Raw genomic sequence first — 17,917 nt, forward strand, 5'->3', positions numbered from 1 at the left:
GGTCGGTGGTCGATCAGCCCTTGACGGCGCCCTGCGTCACGCCTTCCATCACCCAGCGCTGGGTGAAGAGGTAGGCGAGGATCGCGGGGGCCATGGCCATGAGGTACGACGCGAAGGCGACGTTGTAGTTGTTGCTGAACTGCGTCTGGAACAGGTTCTGCCGCACCGGCAGCGTCTGCATCGACGGGTCCGAGATGATGAGCGACGGCAGCATGAAGTCGTTCCAGGCGTAGAGGAAGGCGAAGATGCCCACCGTCGCGCTCATGGGGGCGAGCAGCGGGAAGATCAGCTTCCAGAACGTCTGCCAGGTCGTCGCTCCGTCGATGCGGGCGCTCTCCTCGAGCTCGAGCGGGATCGAGCGGAGGAACGCCGTGAACAGCAGCACGCTGAAGCTCAACTGGAACATGGTCGCCAGCAGGATGACGCCCACCGGGTTGTCGAGCCCCAGCCGGCCGGTCAGCTGGATCTGCGGCAGCGCCACCACCGGGAACGGGATGAACATCGCCGCGAGCAGGTAGAAGAACGAGTAGCGGAAGAGCTTGCGGTCCCAGTTGCGGACGATCGCGTACGACGCGAACGCGGCCAGGATGATCGTCGCGACCACCGTGCCCGCCGTCACGAAGAACGAGATGGCGGCGCCGACGGGGAACTGCGTGAGGTTCCAGGCCTGCACGAACCCGTCGAAGCTGAACGGCGCGGGGAGCGAGAAGGCGTTGCCGTCGACGGCCTGCCCCGTCGTCTTGAGCGACATCGAGATGGTCACGTAGAGCGGCAGGAGCACGGTGACCGAGCAGAGGAAGAGGATGACGGTCCCCGACCAGTTGCGTCGTTCGGCGCCGGTCTTCCGGCGACGACGCGGTGGTTCGGTGGGGCGATCGGGGGCGGTGACGGCGTCGGCCTGTTCGAAGGCGAGCGCGGGCTGCGTGGTGGACATCAGACCTTGTTCCTTCCCCGCGTGAGCGAGAGCTGCAGGAGAGAGATGAGGACCGCGACGATGAAGAAGATCGTCGCGTTGGCCATCTGGTAGGCGTAGTCGCCTCCGTTGAAGCCCGCGATGATGGTCATCGCGACGCTGCGGGTGGCCGTTCCGGGACCGCCGCCGGTGAGGCCGACGATGATGTCGTAGGCGTTCAGGAAGCCCTTGAATCCCAGGATCACGTTGATGACGACGTAGCCGGCGACGAGGGGCACGGTGATGCGCAAAAGTTGCTGGCGCTTCGAGGCGCCGTCGATGTCGGCCGCCTCGTACACATCTCCCGGCACGGACAGGAGCCCGGCGATGTAGATGAGGAGCGTGCCGGGGATCGCCTGCCACGCGGTGACGATGACGATCGCGATCCACGCGAGGTCGGGGTTCGCGAGCAGACTCTCCTGCAGCCACGGAACCCCGAGCGATGACCCTGCCGAAGGCAGCGAGTTCGAGAACAGGAAGTTGAAGACGTAGGCGATGATGATGCCCGAGATGACCATGGGGATCACGAAGATCGTCCGGAGGCCCGTCTTGAACCGGATGCGGGAGGTCAGCCCGACCGCCAGCAGGAACGCCGCGATGTTCACGACGATCACCGTCGCCACCGCGAAGCCGGCGGTGAAGAGGTAGCTCTGCAGGATCGCCGGGTCGCTGAACAGCGCGACGTAGTTCGTGAAACCGATGAAGTTCCACTCCCCCAGCCCGATGGAGTCGGTCAGGCTGAAGAAGATGCCGATGATGCCCGGGACGGTGATCGCCAGGGTGAACAGCAGCACGGTCGGCAGGAGGAACAGATAGTAGATCGGTTCGACGCGCTTGCTGCTGCGTCGACGCGTGCGGTCGCCCTGCGTCAGGAGGGTCGTCGTCGACCCCGTCGTGGTGGTCATCGCGCGGCCTCCTCAGCCTCGTCGGTGAGGACGGGCTGGCGGAACGCGAGCCGCGACCAGTCGTTGTCCATGGTGGCGAACGTCTGCGCCGGGTCCTGACCGAACATCAGCGCCTGGGCGTAGGCGAAGACGGGGATCGTCTTCGGCACCAGCACGGACGGACCCTGGTAGATCGCCCCCGCTTCGTAGAACTCCTGCATCCCCTGGACGCGCGGATCCTCGGGCGGCGCGGCATCCGTCGTCGGCGAGAAACCGAGCTGGGACTCGTTGTAGGCCTCGATGATCTCGGGCTGATAGAGGTACTCGAGGAAGTCCCGCGCCGCGTCCTTCTTCGTCGACGCGTCGGGGATCATCGCGGCGAGGTCCATGTTCACGCGGATCGCGCGGTCGTCCGGGTCATCGGTCATCGGGAGCGGGAAGGTGCCGAGGGGCGCGTCGGGCGCGGTCTTCGCGATCTCGCTGAACGCCCACGGCCCCTGCAGGTACATCGCCGCCTCGCCCTCGCCGAACGCGAGGTTGCCGTCGCCGTATGCCCTGCTGTCGGCATCCCCGTTCGTGTACTCGGTGGCCAGCTGGAGCATCTTCTCGGCAGGCTCCGTGAAGTCCTTCTCGAACGAGACCTCGGAGGAGCCGTCGACGTCGGCACCCTCGGCGGCGAGGCCGTCGAAGAAGTCGATGACGTCGATCGAGCCGCCGATGGCGTAGTCGTACCAGCCCTGCGCGACGGTCCAGTCATCCTTGAACGTGCCGTAGAACGGGGTGACGCCGGCCTCCTCGAGCGCGTCGCAGACGGCGATGAGCTCGTCCCACGTCGTGGGCACCTCGAGCCCGTTCTCCTCGAAGATCTGCGTGTTGTAGATCACCGACGAGGCCATCACGGAGTAGGGCAGTGCGCTCGTGCGGCCCTCGCAGCTGCCGTACTGCTCCATGAGCGGCTGCAGATCGTCGCGGACGGTGGCTGCGGCATCCGTGTCGCCGAGCTCGCTGAGCGCGCAGCGCTGGACGAAGCGGGCGACTTCGTAGTTGTAGTTCGCCAGCATGATGTCGGGCGGGTTGCCACGCACGAAGCTCGCCGAGACGACGTCCACACCCGAAGTGTCCATCTCGACGGTGACGGCATCCTGCGAGGCGTTGTACTCCTTCACGACGTCCTGCATGAACGTCAGCGCCTCGCGTTTGCTGAAGGTGAAGCGGATGGTCTCGCGGCCGTCGGCGGAGCAGCCGGCCAGGCTGGCGCCGCCGAGGGCGGCCACGGCGAGCGCGGCGGCAACCCGCCGCCTGCGGGTGGTGGTCGATGACATGTGTATCCGATCGCGTCGTTGCGGACGAAGTTCTCACTCGAGCAGAGATCCAGCGATTATATTTAGTCGCCAAATCAATGCGATGCAGGCAATATTGCAGGGCGGATTCCGAAAGGTCAAGACTCCGATGTCGACACTCGCCTCCTCCCCGGCACGGCCGGCCAGCCAGGACGCCGTGCTCGCTTTCGCGTGGGACTCGTCCGAGTTCACCGCGACCGACGCGCTGCAGTCCACGGGGTTGACGCGCTCGACCACGATCGAGGCGACCGATGCGCTCGTCGCGCGGGGCCTCTTGCGCGAACTGCCGAACGCTCGGCTCGCGGGGGACTACCGCAAAGGGCGACCCGCCCGTCGGTTCGCGCTCCGCGACGACGCGGCCGTCGTCATCGGTGTCGACGCGGGCCACGAGCACGTGTCCGTCGCCGTCGCTGACCTGCGGGGAAAGCAGATCGCGGATGCCGACGCGCGCCTCGTCATGGATCGTGACGACGCCGCCGCCCGCGCCGCCGTCGTCTCCGACACGATCGACCGCGCCCTCGCCGCCGCGGGCCTCTCGCGCAGCGACGTACTGGCCGTGTGCGCCGGCGTGCCGGCGCCGGTCGATCGCACGGGACGGTCGCCGCGGCATCCGACCCGCTTCTGGGAACGGATGAACCCCGACCTCGTCGACGTTTTGTCGTGGGCACCCGTGGTGCGGATCGAGAACGACGCGTCACTCGCCGCCGTCGCGGAGGGCTCGGTCGGCGCGGCGGTCGGATGCCGCGATTACATCGCCCTGCTGGCGGGGTCGCGCCTGGGCGCGGGGGTGGTCGTCGACGGCCACCTGCTGCGCGGCAGCCACGGCGGCGTCGGCGAGATGGTCGCGTTCGACCACGTCGACGGCGTGCACGGGGCCGAGGGCCTCGGCTCCCGCGCATCGGACCTGGCGCGGGAGCTCGTCCGTTCCGGCAAGGCGACCGCCGGCCTCCGCGGCGTCGCGCTGGAGGCGCTGGACGCGCGGACCGTCCTGGGGATGGCCGCACAGGGGGATGCCGACGCACGCCGCATCGTCGACCGGGTGGGCCTGACGCTCGCCCGCATCGTCAGCGTCCTGGGGAGCATGTTCGACCCCGAGCGCGTCGTCGTGTCGGGCGCGATCGCCGACGGCGTGGACGAAGTGGTCGCCGCCGCCCGGCGCTCACTGCCCACCGACCTCGACCTGCCCGCCCCCGAGCTCGTCGCCTCGACCCTCGGCGGTGAGGTGGTCGTCATCGGGGCGGTCGCCGCCGCCGTGGCCTCGGCGCGCGAACGGGTGCTGGACGTGTGGGGCGCAGCCGACTGAGTCAGCGCACTCCGCGGCGGGGATCCTGACCGGAGCGGGTGTACGCGCGCCAGAGGATGCGGGCGTGACGTTCCTTCGCGCGCTCGACGCCCGCTTCGTCGCCGCGGGCCGCGGACCACCACTCCGACGCACGTTCGCGTATCGCGCTCCACACGACCCCGAGGCCCGCGTGCGGTGGCGGCGGAACGATGGCCCTCTCGGCCGGCATCCGCCCCTTCGGGGCGAGGGCATTGTTCGCGTGCTTCACGATGAGATCGGCCGCGCCGACCGCGTGCGCGTTGATGATCGAGTGCGCCGCGCCCCGGATCTCCCAGCGCCGCGCGCGCGGAGCGACGGCGACGAGCCGCGAGTGGAAGCGGCGCGGAGACGTCGCGTCGAACTCGCCGCGGATGAGCAGGACGGATGCCTCGACCCGCGGCATCCGCTCGATCAACCGATACCGCAGCATGTGCGGGAGGACCTGCACGAAGTACACGAAGCCGCAGAGGACGTACGCCGACAGCGCGGTCATCGCGAGATGGAGCGTCTCCCGGGTGGCCGACTGCGCGAACCGCAGCGCGACGATCGGCAGCGACGACTCCTGATCGTTCACGACGGGGCTGACGAGCACGGCGTGCCGCAGCTGCGGTCGACGGATCAGTACCTCGGTCACCACCTGTGTGCCCATCGAGTGCCCGATGATCACCGGGTCGTCGAGGCCGTAATGGTCGAGCACCTCTTCGACCCGGTCGGCGAAGAACTCGGCCGTCGGCTGGTCGCCGGGGCGCGGCATGCCGGCGAACCCCGGCAGATCGAGGGCGAACACGTCGCCGTGCTCGGCGAGCGAGGGCGCGAGGAACTCGAAGTAGGTCGCCGCGACACCCACTCCTGCGACGAGGACGAACGGCCGGCCGCCGTCGCCCGCCGTCGTCTCGACACGCGTGACGCGCGTGCGGCGATCGCCGTGGCCGACGTGCTCGACGTCGACGTCGGGGGCATCCTCGGTCGCGGGCATGCCCCCAGAATGCCAGGTCATGTGGGCCGCTAGCGCAGGGCCCCACCGCGCACAAGCGCTGGGGATCGGTGCGAGCCGTTCCTACGCTGACGCCATGCTGCGAAACCTCGTCATCGTGCTGGGCGATCAGCTCGATCACGAGTCGAGCGCCTTCGACGACTTCGAACCCGGGCTGGATGCCGTGTGGATGGCCGAGGTCACCGAGGAATCCGAGCACGTATGGAGCACGAAGCAGCGCACCGCCGTCTTCCTCGCTGCCATGCGACACTTCGCCGCAGAGCTGACGGATGCCGGGCGCACCCTCCACTACGCGAAGCTCGACGCCCGCGGGACGAAGGGGTCTCTCGCCGACCAGCTCACCGCCGATCTGAAGAAGCTGAAGCCCGAGGGGCTCGTCGTGACGGAGCCGGGTGAGTGGCGTGTCCGCGAAGCCCTGCGGGAGGTGGCCGAGACCGGCGGCATCCCGCTCGAGGTCCGCGAGGATCGTCACTTCTTCAGCACCGTCGCGGAGTTCGCCGAGCACGCCCAAGGGCGGAAGTCGCTGCGGATGGAGTACTTCTACCGCGAGATGCGCAAGAAGCACGACGTCTTGATGACCACCCGCGGACAGCCGCTCGGCGGGCAGTGGAACTACGACGCCGACAACCGCAAGTCATTCCCGAAGCAGGGGCCGGGGCTCGTCCCGCCGCGCGCGCGATTCGAACCCGACGAGATCACCCGCGAGGTCATCGCTCTGGTCGAGAAGCGATTTCGCGACCACCCCGGTTCGCTCGACTCCTTCGCCTGGCCGGTCACCCGGGCGCAGGCACTCGAGGCACTCGATCTGTTCATCGAGGAGCGGCTGCCCGGATTCGGCGAGACGCAGGACGCGATGTGGCCGGGCGAGCCGTGGCTGTGGCACGCGCACCTCTCGTCGTCCATGAACCTGAAGATGCTCACGCCCCGCGAGGTCGTCGCCGCGGCCGAGGCGGCCTATCGCGCCAAGAAGGCACCGCTCGCGTCGACCGAAGGGTTCATCCGCCAGATCCTGGGCTGGAGGGAGTACGTTCGCGGGATCTATTGGACGCAGATGCCCGAATACCTGGATCGGAATGCATTCGAGGCCTTCGAGCCGCTTCCCGACTTCTACTGGACGGGCGACACACCGATGGCGTGTCTGAAGGACGCCATCGACACGACGTTGGAGAACGGCTACGCGCACCACATCCAGCGGCTCATGATCACGGGGCTGTACGCCATGCTCTTCGGCGTCGATCCCCAGGACGTGCACGCCTGGTACCTCGCGGTCTACGTCGACGCGGTCGAGTGGGCCGAGCTGCCGAACACCCTCGGGATGAGCCAGTACGCTGACGGCGGGCTGATGGGCAGCAAGCCGTATGCCGCGACCGGCAAGTACATCGACCGCATGAGTCCGTACTGCAAGACCTGTCCGTTCGACCCGGCGAAGCGCATCGGCGAGGACGCCTGCCCGTTCACGACCCTTTATTGGGACTACCTGATCCGACACGAGGAGCCGCTCGCCGCCAACCACCGCATGTCGCTGCAGGTGAAGAACGTGGCGCGGCTGGACGACGACGAGGTCTCGGCCATCCGGCAGCGCGCGGACGCGATCCGTGCCGGCGACATCCCCGTGCCGCACGACTGACGAAGGAGAGAACCATGACCTCGACCGACATCGCCCTCGTGACCGGCGCGCGTGGCGGAGTGGGGAGCGCCCTCGTCGCGCGCCTGCGCGCTCGTGGTCTCCGCGTCGCCGCCGTCGGGCGGGATGCCGCCTCCCTGGCTTCCACCGACGCGGACGCGCACATCGAGGCCGACGTGACGACGCCCGAGGGCGCCGCAGCAGCGCTCGACGGGTGCCGGACCGAGCTGGGCGACGCGCCCGCATGGTTGGCGCACGCCGTCGGCAGCACGCTCATCACGCCGCTGCATCGGACAAGAGCGGATGCCGCGCGCGACATCCTGCGGGTCAACCTCGAGAGCAGCATCTGGATCCTGCAGGCCTGGCTCGAGGCGACCGGCAAGGAACCCGGAGCTGCGGTCTTCGCGAGCTCGGTCGTCGCGCGCATCGGCGTCGCGAATCACGAGGCCATCGCCGCGGCGAAGGGCGGCGTCGAGGCCCTCGTTCGGAGCGCCGCCGCGACGTATGCGAGCCGCGGCATCCGAGTGAACGCCGTCGCGCCGGGGATGACCGACACCCCGATGACAGCCGGCATGCTGTCGGTTCCGATGCAGCGTGAAGGCGCCGAGAAGCAGTATCCGCTGGGCGGGGTGCAGTCCGCCGAGGAGGTGGCGGCGGTCATGGACTGGCTGCTGTCGACGGATGCCGCCCGCATCACAGGTCAGGTGATCCCCGTCGACGGCGGGTTCACCACCATCCGCCCGCTCGTGAAGTAGGTCAGCGGGTCACGACGTAGACATCGTCCTCCCGGGTGACCGTGAGCACGGTGTCGACATCGCCGCGGTAGGCGGGCCATGCGGCGCCGGTCGAGCACAGGTCGACGCGATCGCGCGCGAACTCGCCCGTGTCGATTCCCGTGGCCGTCACGACGATCAGGGCCTGCACGCCGTCGCTGTCCGAGAGGTCGGGGACGGCCTTCGCGTCGACGTCGAGTCGGGCGGCGACGTCCGCCGCGCTCTCGTACGGGCAGGCGATGGTGAATCGCTTCGCGCCGTCCTCGGGGAGCAGGTCGGCGACGGGCAGGCTCGATTGGTCGGCGACCGCGTCGAGCACATGCTCCTCGACGTCGCTCGATGTAGGCGCGCAGGCGGTCGTCAGACCGGTGGCGAGGGCGGCGAGGGACAGGACGGCGAGCGCGCGGTTCATGCCTCCTGTCTACGGGGATGCCGCGCCGAGCTCATCGGCCTCGCGAGGCATCCGTGTCCGACGGAGGGATGACGTCGACTCAGCCCTGCTCGAGGATCCGCTTCGCCTTGCTGAGCGAGGTCTCGAGCGTCGAGCGCACCTCGCCGGCGATCATCCCCTGCGCGAGGCGCATCATCCCGGTCGGCTCAGCCTCGATGCGCACGGTCACGAGCGTCGCCCCGTTCGCGTCGGCGAACACCAGCTCCGACGAGGTCGGCATGATCCCACTCGTGCTGGTCACGGCCATGCGCGACCCCGGTTCGTAGTCCGTGACCCGCCAGTCGAAGGCGAACTCGCGCCCGACCGCCCGCATCCGGGTGTGCAGGGTCGAGCCGACGCCGACCGGCGGCGGGGAGGTGAGCTCCTCGGAGATGACGGACTCGTCCCAGCGCGCGCGGCCCTCGGTGAAGAAGTCGAAGACCTCAGCCACCGGACGGTCGATGGTGACGGACTCGGTGACGGTGAACATGTCCTCACCCTAGGTGCGGGGCGGGTCGCGGGATCCGGCATCCACCGATCGGCGCCGAAATCAAGCGGTTGAGCGGAATCGTCCCGAGTCGGATTCTGGGATCCCGCGAACTGAGGAGTGTGAGATGGGTCTCGACGACAAGATCAAGAACGCTGCGCAGGACATTGCCGGCAAGGCGAAGGAAGCCCTGGGCGAGCACCGCGGTGACGAGGACCTTCGCCGCGAGGGCGAAGCCGACCAGCGTGAAGCGAACCTCAAGAAGGCCGGCGAGAACGTCAAGGACGCGTTCAAGTAAGCCAGCCCGAGAATGCGCGAGGGGCCCCGCCGGTCAGCCGGTGGGGCCCCTCGCTCGTGCGGCGGCGCTACGAGGTCGCCGTTTCGTAGATGATCTCGAGTCCGTCCTCGTCATCCCACTGTTCGCCGTTCTGTTCGCCGTCTTCGCGCTCCGAGAACTGGGGATGCCAGCCTGGGCCTTCGGCATCGCGGTGGCCCTCGGCGGGGTCGGCGGCCTCCTCGGCGCGATCGTCGCGCCCGCCGTCGGCGAGCGGATCGGAGCCGGGCGCGCGATCCTCGTCGGCCGGAGCCTGACGGTCGTGCCATGGCTGCTCCTCGCTGTCGTCCCGCTCAGCAGCGCGACGAACACCGCGGCGCTCCTCGTGGTGGTGTCGATCGCGCAGTTCCTGTTCGGCCTGGCGATGGGCATCGAGGATGCGAACGACATCTCCTATCGTCAAGCGGTCGCGCCCGACGGCATCCAGGGCCATGAACGCGACCATACGCACGACGAACCGCATCGTCTTCCTCTTCGGCGCCCTCGGTGCCGGAGTGCTCGCCACCTGGCTCGGGTACGCGGCCAGCTTCGGAGTCGCGGCCGCGGTCTTCGCCGTCGCCGCGCTCGTGATCGTGTTCTCGCCGCTGCGGAACGCGCGGCACGGCGAGACCGGGTTCTAGTCGGCGTCCAGCTCGAGCAGGTACGCGGCGTTGCCGCGGATCGCCGGCTTGTAGCGCTCGAGCTCGGCGGAGTCGACGTGGTCGGCGATCACGTCGAGGAGTGAGCCGAGCGAGGCGTGGACCTGCCCCGCCGCGTGCAGGGTGATCGCCTCGAAGACGGCGAGCGATGCGGCATCCGGGAACTCGACCCGGGCGGCGCCGAACACCTCGATCGACTCGTCGAAGCGATCGAGGTTGCGCAGTGTGCTGCCGTACTGCAGCAGGCATCGGCGTCGGACGTCTCCTTCCAGGCCGGCGGCGAGCGCTCGCTCGTAGAGCTCGGCGGCCGCCTCTTCCTGGCCGGCCGTGTCGTGCGCACCCGCGTACTCGTAGAGCACCCGCGCGTCCGTCGGATGCTCGTCGTGGATGGCCTTCAGAGCCGCAAGCGTCGGTGCCATGTCGTGTCGATCGCGTTCGGCCAGCAGCCGGTCGAGCTCGGCGTAGACGGCGTCAGTCATGGTCCGATGGTGTCACGCCGTCGAGGGCGCGGCGAGCTGGCAGTCCCCGGCGTAGACCGCTGCGATAGATCTGGGCCGACACGCGAGTAACGGATGCCGGGCCTCGGCGCGTCGTGCCCGATCTATTGCATCCGCGAACCACCCCGCGCACGGCCGACCTCGCCGTGGGCTCGGCTCCTGCTGCACGCCGATGCAATGGATTCGAGGCGACACGCGGGTGATGGATGCCGCGCCTCGGCGTGTCGCGTGCGAACTATCGCATCCGCGAACGGTCCCCCTCAGCCCCGCCCCACCGCCTGCAACCCGCGCAAGCGCAGGCTGTTCGTCACCACGAATACCGACGACAGCGCCATCGCCGCGGCGGCCACGAGCGGATTCAGCAGGGCCGCCATCGCGAGCGGGATGGCGGCGACGTTGTAGGCGAACGCCCAGAACAGGTTGCCCTTGATGATCCCGAGGGTGCGGCGGGCCAGGCGCACCGCGTCGGCGACGACGAGAGGGTCGCCCGAGACGACGGTGATGTCGGATGCGGCGATCGCCGCATCCGTTCCGCCGCCCATCGCGATCCCGAGGTCGGCGGCGGCGAGCGCCGCGGCGTCGTTGACCCCGTCACCGACCATCGCCACGACCCGCCCCTCGCCCTGCAGACGCCGGATGGTCTCGAGCTTGCCTGACGGCGTGACGCCGGCTTCGATGCGCTCGATGCCGACCTCGGCGGCGACCCGCGCGGCGGATGAGGCAGTGTCGCCCGTCAGCAGGATCGGTTCGAGTCCGAGCTCGCGGAACCGCGCGACCGCGGCGGCGCTCGAGGGCTTGACGGTGTCGGCGACGACGATCGCGCCGAGGTACGCGCCGTCACGCGCGACGGCGACGACCGTGCCCTCGGGCAGATCCGCGGGCACCGCCACGGCCCACTGCTCCGCGAGCCACGACGGCCGACCCGCGACGACCGCAGCGCCGTCGACGATCCCCTGCACACCGAAACCGGCGTGAGACTGGAAGGACTCGACACTGCCGGGTGCGGACGCGGCGGCGATTGCCCGCGCGACCGGGTGCTCCGACCCCGACTCCACCGCCGCCGCGACGGCCAGCAGCGACTCCCGGGACACGCCGAGAGGCAGCACCTCGGTCACACTCATGCGCCCCGTCGTGACGGTGCCGGTCTTGTCGAGGACGATCGTGTCGACGGTGCGCGTCTGCTCGAGCACCTGCGGCCCGCGGATGAGGATGCCCAGCTGCGACCCGCGTCCGGTGCCGACCAGCAGCGCGGTCGGGGTCGCCAGACCCAGCGCACACGGGCAGGCGATGATGAGCGTCGCGACCGCCGCGGTGAAGGCGAGCTCCCACGATGCTCCGGCGAGCGTCCACCCGATGAGCGCGACCAGTGCGAGCCCGATCACGACGGGCACGAAGACGGCCGAGACGCGGTCGGCGAGGCGCTGGACCTCGGCCTTCCCGGTCTGCGCCTCCTCCATGAGCCGCCGCATCCGCGCGAGCTCGGTGTCGGCGCCGACACGTGTGATCTGCACCTCGAGACGACCGCCGACGTTGATGGTCGCGCCGACGACACGGGACCCCTCGGCGACCTCGACGGGCATCGACTCACCGGTGAGCATGCTCGCGTCGACACTGCTCATGCCCGCGGTGACGAGGCCGTCCGACGGGATCTTCTCGCCCGGACGCACGACGACCGTGTCGCCGACGGCGAGCTGCGACACGGGGACCCGCACCTCCGCGCCGTTCTGGAGCTTCGCCGCATCCGTCGCTCCGAGTTCGAGCAGCGCGCGCAACGCCTCGGACGACGCCCGCTTCGCCCGGGCCTCGATGTAGCGCCCGGCGAGGATGAAGACGGTGACGAGCGCGGCGACCTCGAGGTAGATCTCGTGCCCGCCCGCGCGCGGCGCACCGATCAGCGTGAAGGTCATGGTCATGCCCGGCATGCCCGCGCCGCCGAAGAAGAGTGCGTACAGCGACCAGCCGAACGAGGCGATGACGCCGAGGCTGATGAGGGTGTCCATCGTCGCGGCGCCGTGGCGGAGGTTGACCGCCGCCGCACGGTGGAACGGCCACGCACCCCACACCGCGACGGGAGCCGCGAGGGTCAGCGAAAGCCACTGCCAGTACTCGAACTGCAGCAAGGGGACCATCGACAGCACCGCGACGGGCAGCGACAGTGCGGCGCTGATCAGCAGACGGTTGCGGAGCGGCTTCGTCTCGTCATCCGTCTCGGTCACCGCCGGCTCGGGCACCGGGACCGTCGCCGCATACCCCGCGGCCTCGACGGTCGCGATGAGTTGGGCGGTGTCGACGCCGTCGGCCCTTACGCGCGCCTTCTCGGTCGCGTAGTTGACGGATGCCTCGACGCCGGGCAGCTTGTTGAGCTTGCGCTCGATCCGAGTGGCGCACGACGCGCACGTCATCCCGGAGATGTCGAGCTCGACGTCGGTGAGGGTCACGCCGACACCCGGGTGTAGCCGGCCTCCTCGACGGCGGCTGTCAGTGCGGCGTCATCGATGGGGATCGCGCTGTGCACCGTGACGTGCGAGGTGCCGCCGGCGACGAGATCGACGGAGACGCCCTCGACACCTTCGATCTCGGACAGCTCCTCGCGGACGCTCGCGACGCAATGCGCGCACGTCATGCCGGTGACGAGGATCTTCTCGTTCACCGCGGATGCCGGGGCGCTCGTCGACGTCGACACGTCGGTGAGTCCGAGCTGGATGCGTTCGGTCATGTCGTTCCTCCGGGTGTCGGCGGGGTCAGGAGCGGACGAGGCGCGCGATCGCGTCGTTCGCCTCGCGGATCTTGTCGGCGGCGACCTGGCCGCCCTCGGCGCTCGCCTCGGCGACGCAGTGGCTGAGGTGGTCGGCGAGCAGCGACAGCGCGACGGTCTCGAGGGCTTTCGTCGCCGCAGACACCTGCGTGAGGATGTCGATGCAGTACTTGTCCTCGTCGACCATGCGCGCGATGCCGCGCACCTGGCCCTCGACCCGACGCAGTCGCTTCTGCAGGTCGTCCTTGTGGGCGTCGTATCCGTTCACGAAAGATACGGTACCCCCCTAGGGTATCTTCGTCAACGGAGCGGATGCCTCTCCGCGCCGCGCGGTCAGACCTCCTCGACCTCGCCCGACACGAGCGTCAGGTGCTCCCGCGCCGACGCCTCGGCATCCGCTCCCCGGCCGTCGAAGATGGCCTGCGCCGTCGCGAGGTGCGCCTCGAGGGTCCCGACCCGCGGCATCCCGGGCGTCAGTCCTCGGACGGCGCGTCCGCGGAGGATCTCGGCGATCGGTTCGCTCAGTCGCAGGAAGAGCGGATTGCCCGAGGTGCGCAACAGCAGCCGGTGGTAGGCGATGTCGGCGTCGAGGTACTCCTCGGAGTCGCCGAGCCCGCGGCCGCCCAGATCGCTGAGCAGGGTCGCCCATCGCAGCAGCTCCTCACGCTCGGCCGCGCTCGCACGCCCCGCGGCGAGCCGCGCCGCGACGGGTTCGACGGCGACGCGCAGCTCGGTGAGCTCGATGAGGACGTCGCGCCGGCGCGGGCTGTCGAGCGACCACTCGATGATCTCGGCGTTGAGGACGTCCCACTCCGAGAGCGGGCGGACGACGATCCCCACCCGGCGCCGAGACGTGAGGAGTCCGTGCGTCTCGAGGACGCGCACCGCTTCACGGACGACCGTCCGCGACGCCGCGAAGGTCTCCTCGAGGCCCGCGAGCGTGAGCCCGGTGCCCGCGGGCAACTCGCCCCCGACGATGCGTCGACCCAGGGTCTCGACGATGTGGGCATGGGATGCGGTGGTGACGGGCGTGGGCATCGGTGTCCTTCCTCGCTGGCTCACGCTATCGCGAAAAGTAGGATCATTCGCTTGCGAAAAGTACTACTTATGTGGCACCGTGGGTCCGCTGTCGGGAACGGACCCGGCACGGGGACGATTCACTGGAGAACACAACCCATGGATGAGTGGACTCAGACACTCGGAGCGGTTCCGCTCCTGCTGATCGCGGCCGGAGCCGTCGCGTTGATCCTTTTCCTGATCATCAAGGTGCGTCTGCACGCGTTCCTGGTGCTCGTGCTGGTCTCGCTGCTGACGGCGCTGGCCACCGGCATCCCCGTCGACAGCATCGGCACCGTCCTGATCGAGAGCTTCAGCTCCACGGTGGGAACGGTCGCGCTGCTCGTCGGTTTCGGTGCCATCCTCGGCGCCCTCGTCGAGAGCTCCGGCGGAGCGCGCGTGCTCGCAGAGAAGATGGTCTCGGTCTTCGGTGAGAAGCGCGCGGCCCTCGCCCTCAGCGTCGCGTCGCTCATCATGGGCTTCCCGATGTTCTTCGACGCCGGCCTGATCGTCATGCTGCCGATCATCTTCGCCGTGGCCCGCCGCATCGGCGGCAAGCACATGCTGCTCTACGGCATCTCCGCCGCCGCGGCCTTCTCGGTGATGCACGTCTTCGTGCCGCCGCACCCCGGCCCCATCACGGCGAGCGAGACCTACGGCGCCAACCTCGGCCTCGTCCTGCTCATCGGTCTGGTCGTCGCCCTCCCCACCTGGTACGTCAGCGGTTACCTGTGGGCGAAGTTCACCGACCGCCGCTTCCCCCTCGCCATCCCGAACCTTTTCGGCAGCGAGGACGTTCAGCCCGCCAACCCGCCCAAGGCCGGCACGGTCATCGGCGTCATCGCGATCCCGCTCGTCCTCATCCTGCTCAACACCGGCACGGCCGCGCTCGTGTCGGGCGGCGCCGTCGACGGCGACGCGATCTGGGTGCAGGCGCTGCGCCTGATCGGCACGAGCCAGATCGCGCTCCTCATCTCGGTGCTCGTGGCGATGCTCGTCCTCGGCACCCGGCGCGGTGTCGGCGGCAGCGCGATGGAGAAGATCGTCGAGTCCGCGCTCGGTCCGATCTGCTCGGTGGTCCTCATCACGGGAGCCGGCGGCATGTTCGGCGGCGTCCTGCGTGCCTCGGGCATCGGCGACGCGCTCTCCGACTCGCTCGCCTCCCTCGGCGTGCCCGTCATCTTCGCCGCGTACCTCATCGCCCTCCTCCTGCGCGTGGCTCAGGGATCGGCGACCGTCGCCCTCGTGACCGCCGCGGGCCTCATCGCCCCGGCGGTCGTCTCGGGCGGGTTCAGCCCGCTGCAGATCGCGTGTATCGTCCTCGCCACCGCGGCCGGCTCGGTGTTCGCCGGGCACGTCAACGACTCCGGGTTCTGGCTGGTCGGCCGCCTCATGGGTATGGACGTGAAGACCACACTGCGCACGTGGACCGTCCAGCAGGCGATCGAGTCCGTCGTCGGCTTCGCCTTCGTCCTCGTGATCTTCGGCGCGGTGTCCCTTGTCTGACGCGTTCGACCTCAGCAACCGGCTGGCCCTCGTGACGGGATCTTCCCGAGGGCTCGGCCAGAGCCTCGCGATCGGGTTGGTGGAAGCGGGAGCACGGGTGGTCGTTCACGGACGGGATGCCGCGGCGGTCGCGCGCAGCGCCGACGTGATCGGCGAGCGCACCGGCGTCCGTCCCGACACCACGATCTTCGACGTCACCGACGCGAGCGCCGTCGAGGCGGCCGTCGCGGAACTGAGCGAGCGGGTCGGGACCCCCGACATCCTCGTCAACAACGCCGGCATCCAGCGGCGCGCGCCGTTCGCAGAGTTCCCCGTCGCGGACTGGGATGCCGTCATCTCGAGCAACCTGTCGAGCGCCTTCTACGTGTCGCGCTTCGTCGCGCCCGGCATGATCGCGCGGGGCAGCGGCAAGATCATCAACATCGCGTCCGTGCAGTCGCTGCTGGGACGTCAGACCATCGCACCGTACGCGGCGAGCAAGGGCGGCATCGCCCAGCTCAGCCGGGGGATGGCCGCAGACCTGGCGCGCCACGGCATCCAGGTCAACACCCTCTCGCCGGGCTACTTCGCGACCGAGATGAACGCGGCGCTCGTCGCCGACACGGACTTCTCGGACTGGATCGCCCAGCGCACCCCCGCCGGACGGTGGGGCGACGTCGAGGAGCTGCGGGGACCCCTGGTCTTCCTGGCGTCGGCCGCGAGCGATTTCGTGAACGGCCAGAACCTGTTCGTCGACGGCGGCATGACCGCCGTCGTCTGACCCGAGGAGCACTGACATGGACGCAGTCGTCATCGGCGGCAAACTCGATCTCACCGTCACCGAGCACCCCGTTCCGGTCCCCGGCGAGGGCCAGGTCCGCGTGCGCGTGGGCTATGTGGGGATCTGCGGATCGGACCTGCACTACTACGCAGAAGGCGCGAACGGTGCCTTCGTCGTCACCGAACCGCTCGTGCCGGGGCACGAGCTGTCGGGCTGGGTCGATCTCGACCCTGCCGAGCGCCTGCAGCCCGGCACGCCGGTGACGGTTCATCCGGCACGATTTGGCCCCGAAGGGTCGACTCCCGTCGAGCCGCACCTGCGTCCCGGCGGCAGCTACCTCGGCAGTGCCGCGACCACGCCGCACACGCAGGGCGCGATGAGCGACTACCTCGTCGTGGATGCCGGGATGATCCGGGCGCTGCCCGCCGAGCTCCCGGTGCGGCGTGCGGTGCTCGCCGAGCCGCTCGCGGTCGCGGTGCACGGCGCGCGCCGTGCCGGCTCGCTGGCGGGCGCGCGGGTGCTCGTCAGTGGCGCCGGTCCCATCGGCCTGCTCGCCCTCGTCGCCGCGAAGGAGGCGGGTGCTGCGAGCGTCGAGATCACCGACCTGCTGCCCCAGCCGCTCGAGCGCGCCCTCGCCCTCGGTGCCGACGGGGTGCACCGCGTGGGCGAGGATGAGATCCCTGCCGACGCCTACGACGTCGTCCTGGAGTGCTCCGGTGCCGCACCCGCGGTGTCGTCGGCGATCGCCGCCGTGCGACGGCGCGGCACCGTCGTACAGATCGGGATGCTGCCGAATCAGCCGGTGGGGGTGAACGTCGCTCCGCTCATCTCGAAGGAGGCGACCATCACCGGTGCGTTCCGGTTCCTGGACGAGATCGACGAGGCGATCGAGATCCTCGCTCGCCGACCCGAGATCGAGGCGGTGATCACGCACGAGTTCGGCGCAGCCGACGCCGTCGAGGCGTTCGAGACGGCACGACGACCCGCCGACAGCAGCAAGGTGATCGTCACGCTGGGATCTGCGACGGTGGACGCATGACACCCGGCATCCCCTCTGCGCCCCGCGTCGTCGTCATGGGACCGAGCGGGTCGGGCAAAACCGCGGTCGGAGCCGCGCTCGCGGTCGACCTGGGCGTGGACTTCGTCGACGCCGACGACCTGCATCCGGCCGCGAACGTGGCGAAGATGGAGGCCGGGCACCCGCTCGACGACGACGACCGCGCACCGTGGCTCGACATCGTCGGCCGGACTCTCGCCGACGCACCGGGTCTCGTCGTCGCGTGCTCGGCTCTCGCCCGCCGGTACCGCGACCGCATCCGGGCCGCGGCGCCCGACGTCCGCTTCGTGGAGCTGCTGGTCTCGTCTGAGGAACTCGACCGTCGGATGCGGTCGCGTCAGCACTTCATGCCGCCGGCGCTCCTCGCCTCGCAGCTCTCGACCCTCGAGCACCTCGAAGCCGACGAGCCGGGCGTCGCCGTCGAGAACGTCGGGCGCATCCTCGACGTCGCACGGCAAGCGCGCATCGCGCTGGACTGAGCCCGCGGGCTGAGGCTGAAGCGTCAGCGG

General features: G+C 69.7%; 21 protein-coding genes. 9 read left to right on the plus strand and 12 right to left on the minus strand.

The window, feature by feature from the left end; translation table 11 throughout:
* Nucleotides 1–13: 13 nt before the first annotated feature.
* Genes M3190_RS00460 through M3190_RS00470 form a run of 3 tightly spaced genes read right to left on the minus strand, consistent with a single transcriptional unit; the run spans nt 14 to nt 3,158 of the window.
* Nucleotides 14–934, minus strand: coding sequence for a carbohydrate ABC transporter permease (locus tag M3190_RS00460; protein WP_251577237.1), 921 nt, complete (start codon nt 932–934; stop codon nt 14–16).
* Entirely contained in the window at nt 934–1,857 is a 924-nt protein-coding gene (locus tag M3190_RS00465; protein ID WP_251577239.1) for a carbohydrate ABC transporter permease, read from the minus strand. The genes M3190_RS00460 and M3190_RS00465 overlap by 1 nt, the downstream gene beginning before the upstream one ends.
* The gene (locus tag M3190_RS00470; RefSeq protein WP_251577241.1) at nt 1,854–3,158 is read right to left on the minus strand and encodes an ABC transporter substrate-binding protein; all 1,305 of its coding nucleotides are present in this window, start codon (nt 3,156–3,158) and stop codon (nt 1,854–1,856) included. Before M3190_RS00470 ends, M3190_RS00465 begins: the two co-directional genes overlap by 4 nt.
* A gap of 127 nt (nt 3,159–3,285) precedes the next feature.
* Between M3190_RS00470 and M3190_RS00475 the strand changes: the two genes are divergently transcribed.
* Complete coding sequence (locus M3190_RS00475) at nt 3,286–4,479, plus strand: ROK family protein (protein WP_251577243.1); 1,194 nt, start codon at nt 3,286–3,288, stop codon at nt 4,477–4,479.
* Nucleotide 4,480: 1 nt separating this feature from the next.
* Here the strand turns inward: M3190_RS00475 and M3190_RS00480 are convergent, their stop codons facing one another.
* Complete coding sequence (locus M3190_RS00480; protein ID WP_251577245.1) at nt 4,481–5,473, minus strand: alpha/beta fold hydrolase; 993 nt, start codon at nt 5,471–5,473, stop codon at nt 4,481–4,483.
* 94 nt (nt 5,474–5,567) lie between these two features.
* Between M3190_RS00480 and M3190_RS00485 the strand changes: the two genes are divergently transcribed.
* Together M3190_RS00485 and M3190_RS00490 are read left to right on the plus strand one after the other, a co-directional pair.
* A complete protein-coding gene (locus M3190_RS00485; protein WP_251577247.1) occupies nt 5,568–7,118 on the plus strand; it encodes a cryptochrome/photolyase family protein in 1,551 nt (516 codons plus the stop codon).
* Nucleotides 7,119–7,132: 14 nt separating this feature from the next.
* A complete protein-coding gene (locus M3190_RS00490) occupies nt 7,133–7,870 on the plus strand; it encodes an SDR family NAD(P)-dependent oxidoreductase (protein WP_251577249.1) in 738 nt (245 codons plus the stop codon).
* Nucleotide 7,871: 1 nt separating this feature from the next.
* Here M3190_RS00490 and M3190_RS00495 read toward each other — a convergent pair whose 3' ends face one another.
* Both M3190_RS00495 and M3190_RS00500 read right to left on the minus strand, forming a co-directional pair.
* A complete protein-coding gene (locus tag M3190_RS00495) occupies nt 7,872–8,300 on the minus strand; it encodes a hypothetical protein (RefSeq protein ID WP_251577251.1) in 429 nt (142 codons plus the stop codon).
* Between the two features lie 79 nt (nt 8,301–8,379).
* Entirely contained in the window at nt 8,380–8,808 is a 429-nt protein-coding gene (locus tag M3190_RS00500) for an SRPBCC family protein (protein ID WP_251577253.1), read from the minus strand.
* Nucleotides 8,809–8,932: 124 nt separating this feature from the next.
* Here M3190_RS00500 and M3190_RS00505 point away from each other — a divergent pair, with 124 nt between their 5' ends.
* Nucleotides 8,933–9,103 (plus strand): CsbD family protein, encoded by a 171-nt coding sequence (locus tag M3190_RS00505; protein WP_251577255.1) that lies wholly within the window; start codon nt 8,933–8,935, stop codon nt 9,101–9,103.
* Nucleotides 9,104–9,170: 67 nt separating this feature from the next.
* Here the strand turns inward: M3190_RS00505 and M3190_RS00510 are convergent, their stop codons facing one another.
* Nucleotides 9,171–9,572: a hypothetical protein gene (locus tag M3190_RS00510; protein ID WP_251577257.1), complete on the minus strand. Its 402-nt coding sequence runs from the start codon at nt 9,570–9,572 to the stop codon at nt 9,171–9,173.
* On the opposite strand from M3190_RS00510, the gene M3190_RS00515 reads away from it, so the two are divergent.
* Complete coding sequence (locus M3190_RS00515; protein WP_251577259.1) at nt 9,571–9,759, plus strand: hypothetical protein; 189 nt, start codon at nt 9,571–9,573, stop codon at nt 9,757–9,759. The two genes, M3190_RS00510 and M3190_RS00515, sit on opposite strands and share 2 nt — an antisense overlap.
* Here M3190_RS00515 and M3190_RS00520 read toward each other — a convergent pair.
* The 5 genes from M3190_RS00520 to M3190_RS00540 all read right to left on the minus strand — a co-directional run bounded on the left by M3190_RS00520 (nt 9,756) and on the right by M3190_RS00540 (nt 14,067).
* The gene (locus M3190_RS00520; RefSeq protein WP_251577261.1) at nt 9,756–10,256 is read right to left on the minus strand and encodes a tetratricopeptide repeat protein; all 501 of its coding nucleotides are present in this window, start codon (nt 10,254–10,256) and stop codon (nt 9,756–9,758) included. The two genes, M3190_RS00515 and M3190_RS00520, sit on opposite strands and share 4 nt — an antisense overlap.
* A gap of 278 nt (nt 10,257–10,534) precedes the next feature.
* On the minus strand, nt 10,535–12,712 hold the full coding sequence (locus M3190_RS00525) for a heavy metal translocating P-type ATPase (RefSeq protein WP_251577263.1): 2,178 nt from the start codon (nt 12,710–12,712) through the stop codon (nt 10,535–10,537).
* Nucleotides 12,709–12,990 (minus strand): heavy-metal-associated domain-containing protein, encoded by a 282-nt coding sequence (locus M3190_RS00530; RefSeq protein ID WP_251577265.1) that lies wholly within the window; start codon nt 12,988–12,990, stop codon nt 12,709–12,711. Before M3190_RS00530 ends, M3190_RS00525 begins: the two co-directional genes overlap by 4 nt.
* Nucleotides 12,991–13,015: 25 nt before the next feature.
* Nucleotides 13,016–13,297, minus strand: a complete 282-nt coding sequence (locus M3190_RS00535; protein WP_251577267.1) for a metal-sensitive transcriptional regulator — start codon at nt 13,295–13,297, stop codon at nt 13,016–13,018.
* Nucleotides 13,298–13,362: 65 nt separating this feature from the next.
* Nucleotides 13,363–14,067: a FadR/GntR family transcriptional regulator gene (locus tag M3190_RS00540; RefSeq protein WP_251577269.1), complete on the minus strand. Its 705-nt coding sequence runs from the start codon at nt 14,065–14,067 to the stop codon at nt 13,363–13,365.
* A gap of 138 nt (nt 14,068–14,205) precedes the next feature.
* Between M3190_RS00540 and M3190_RS00545 the strand changes: the two genes are divergently transcribed.
* From M3190_RS00545 to M3190_RS00560, 4 genes are read left to right on the plus strand one after another with little or no spacing between them, the layout of a single operon-like run.
* The gene (locus M3190_RS00545) at nt 14,206–15,591 is read left to right on the plus strand and encodes a GntP family permease (RefSeq protein ID WP_251577271.1); all 1,386 of its coding nucleotides are present in this window, start codon (nt 14,206–14,208) and stop codon (nt 15,589–15,591) included.
* Nucleotides 15,584–16,351: an SDR family oxidoreductase gene (locus M3190_RS00550; RefSeq protein WP_251577273.1), complete on the plus strand. Its 768-nt coding sequence runs from the start codon at nt 15,584–15,586 to the stop codon at nt 16,349–16,351. Before M3190_RS00545 ends, M3190_RS00550 begins: the two co-directional genes overlap by 8 nt.
* A 16-nt stretch (nt 16,352–16,367) precedes the next feature.
* A complete protein-coding gene (locus M3190_RS00555; RefSeq protein ID WP_251577275.1) occupies nt 16,368–17,390 on the plus strand; it encodes an L-idonate 5-dehydrogenase in 1,023 nt (340 codons plus the stop codon).
* Nucleotides 17,387–17,887 carry a gluconokinase gene (locus M3190_RS00560; RefSeq protein ID WP_251577277.1) on the plus strand — a complete coding sequence of 167 codons (501 nt, stop codon included), beginning with the start codon at nt 17,387–17,389 and terminating at the stop codon, nt 17,885–17,887. Before M3190_RS00555 ends, M3190_RS00560 begins: the two co-directional genes overlap by 4 nt.
* Nucleotides 17,888–17,917: the final 30 nt, after the last annotated feature.

The sequence above is a fragment of the Microbacterium oleivorans genome, assembly GCF_023715745.1.
In the GTDB taxonomy this organism is placed as follows: domain Bacteria; phylum Actinomycetota; class Actinomycetes; order Actinomycetales; family Microbacteriaceae; genus Microbacterium; species Microbacterium oleivorans_D.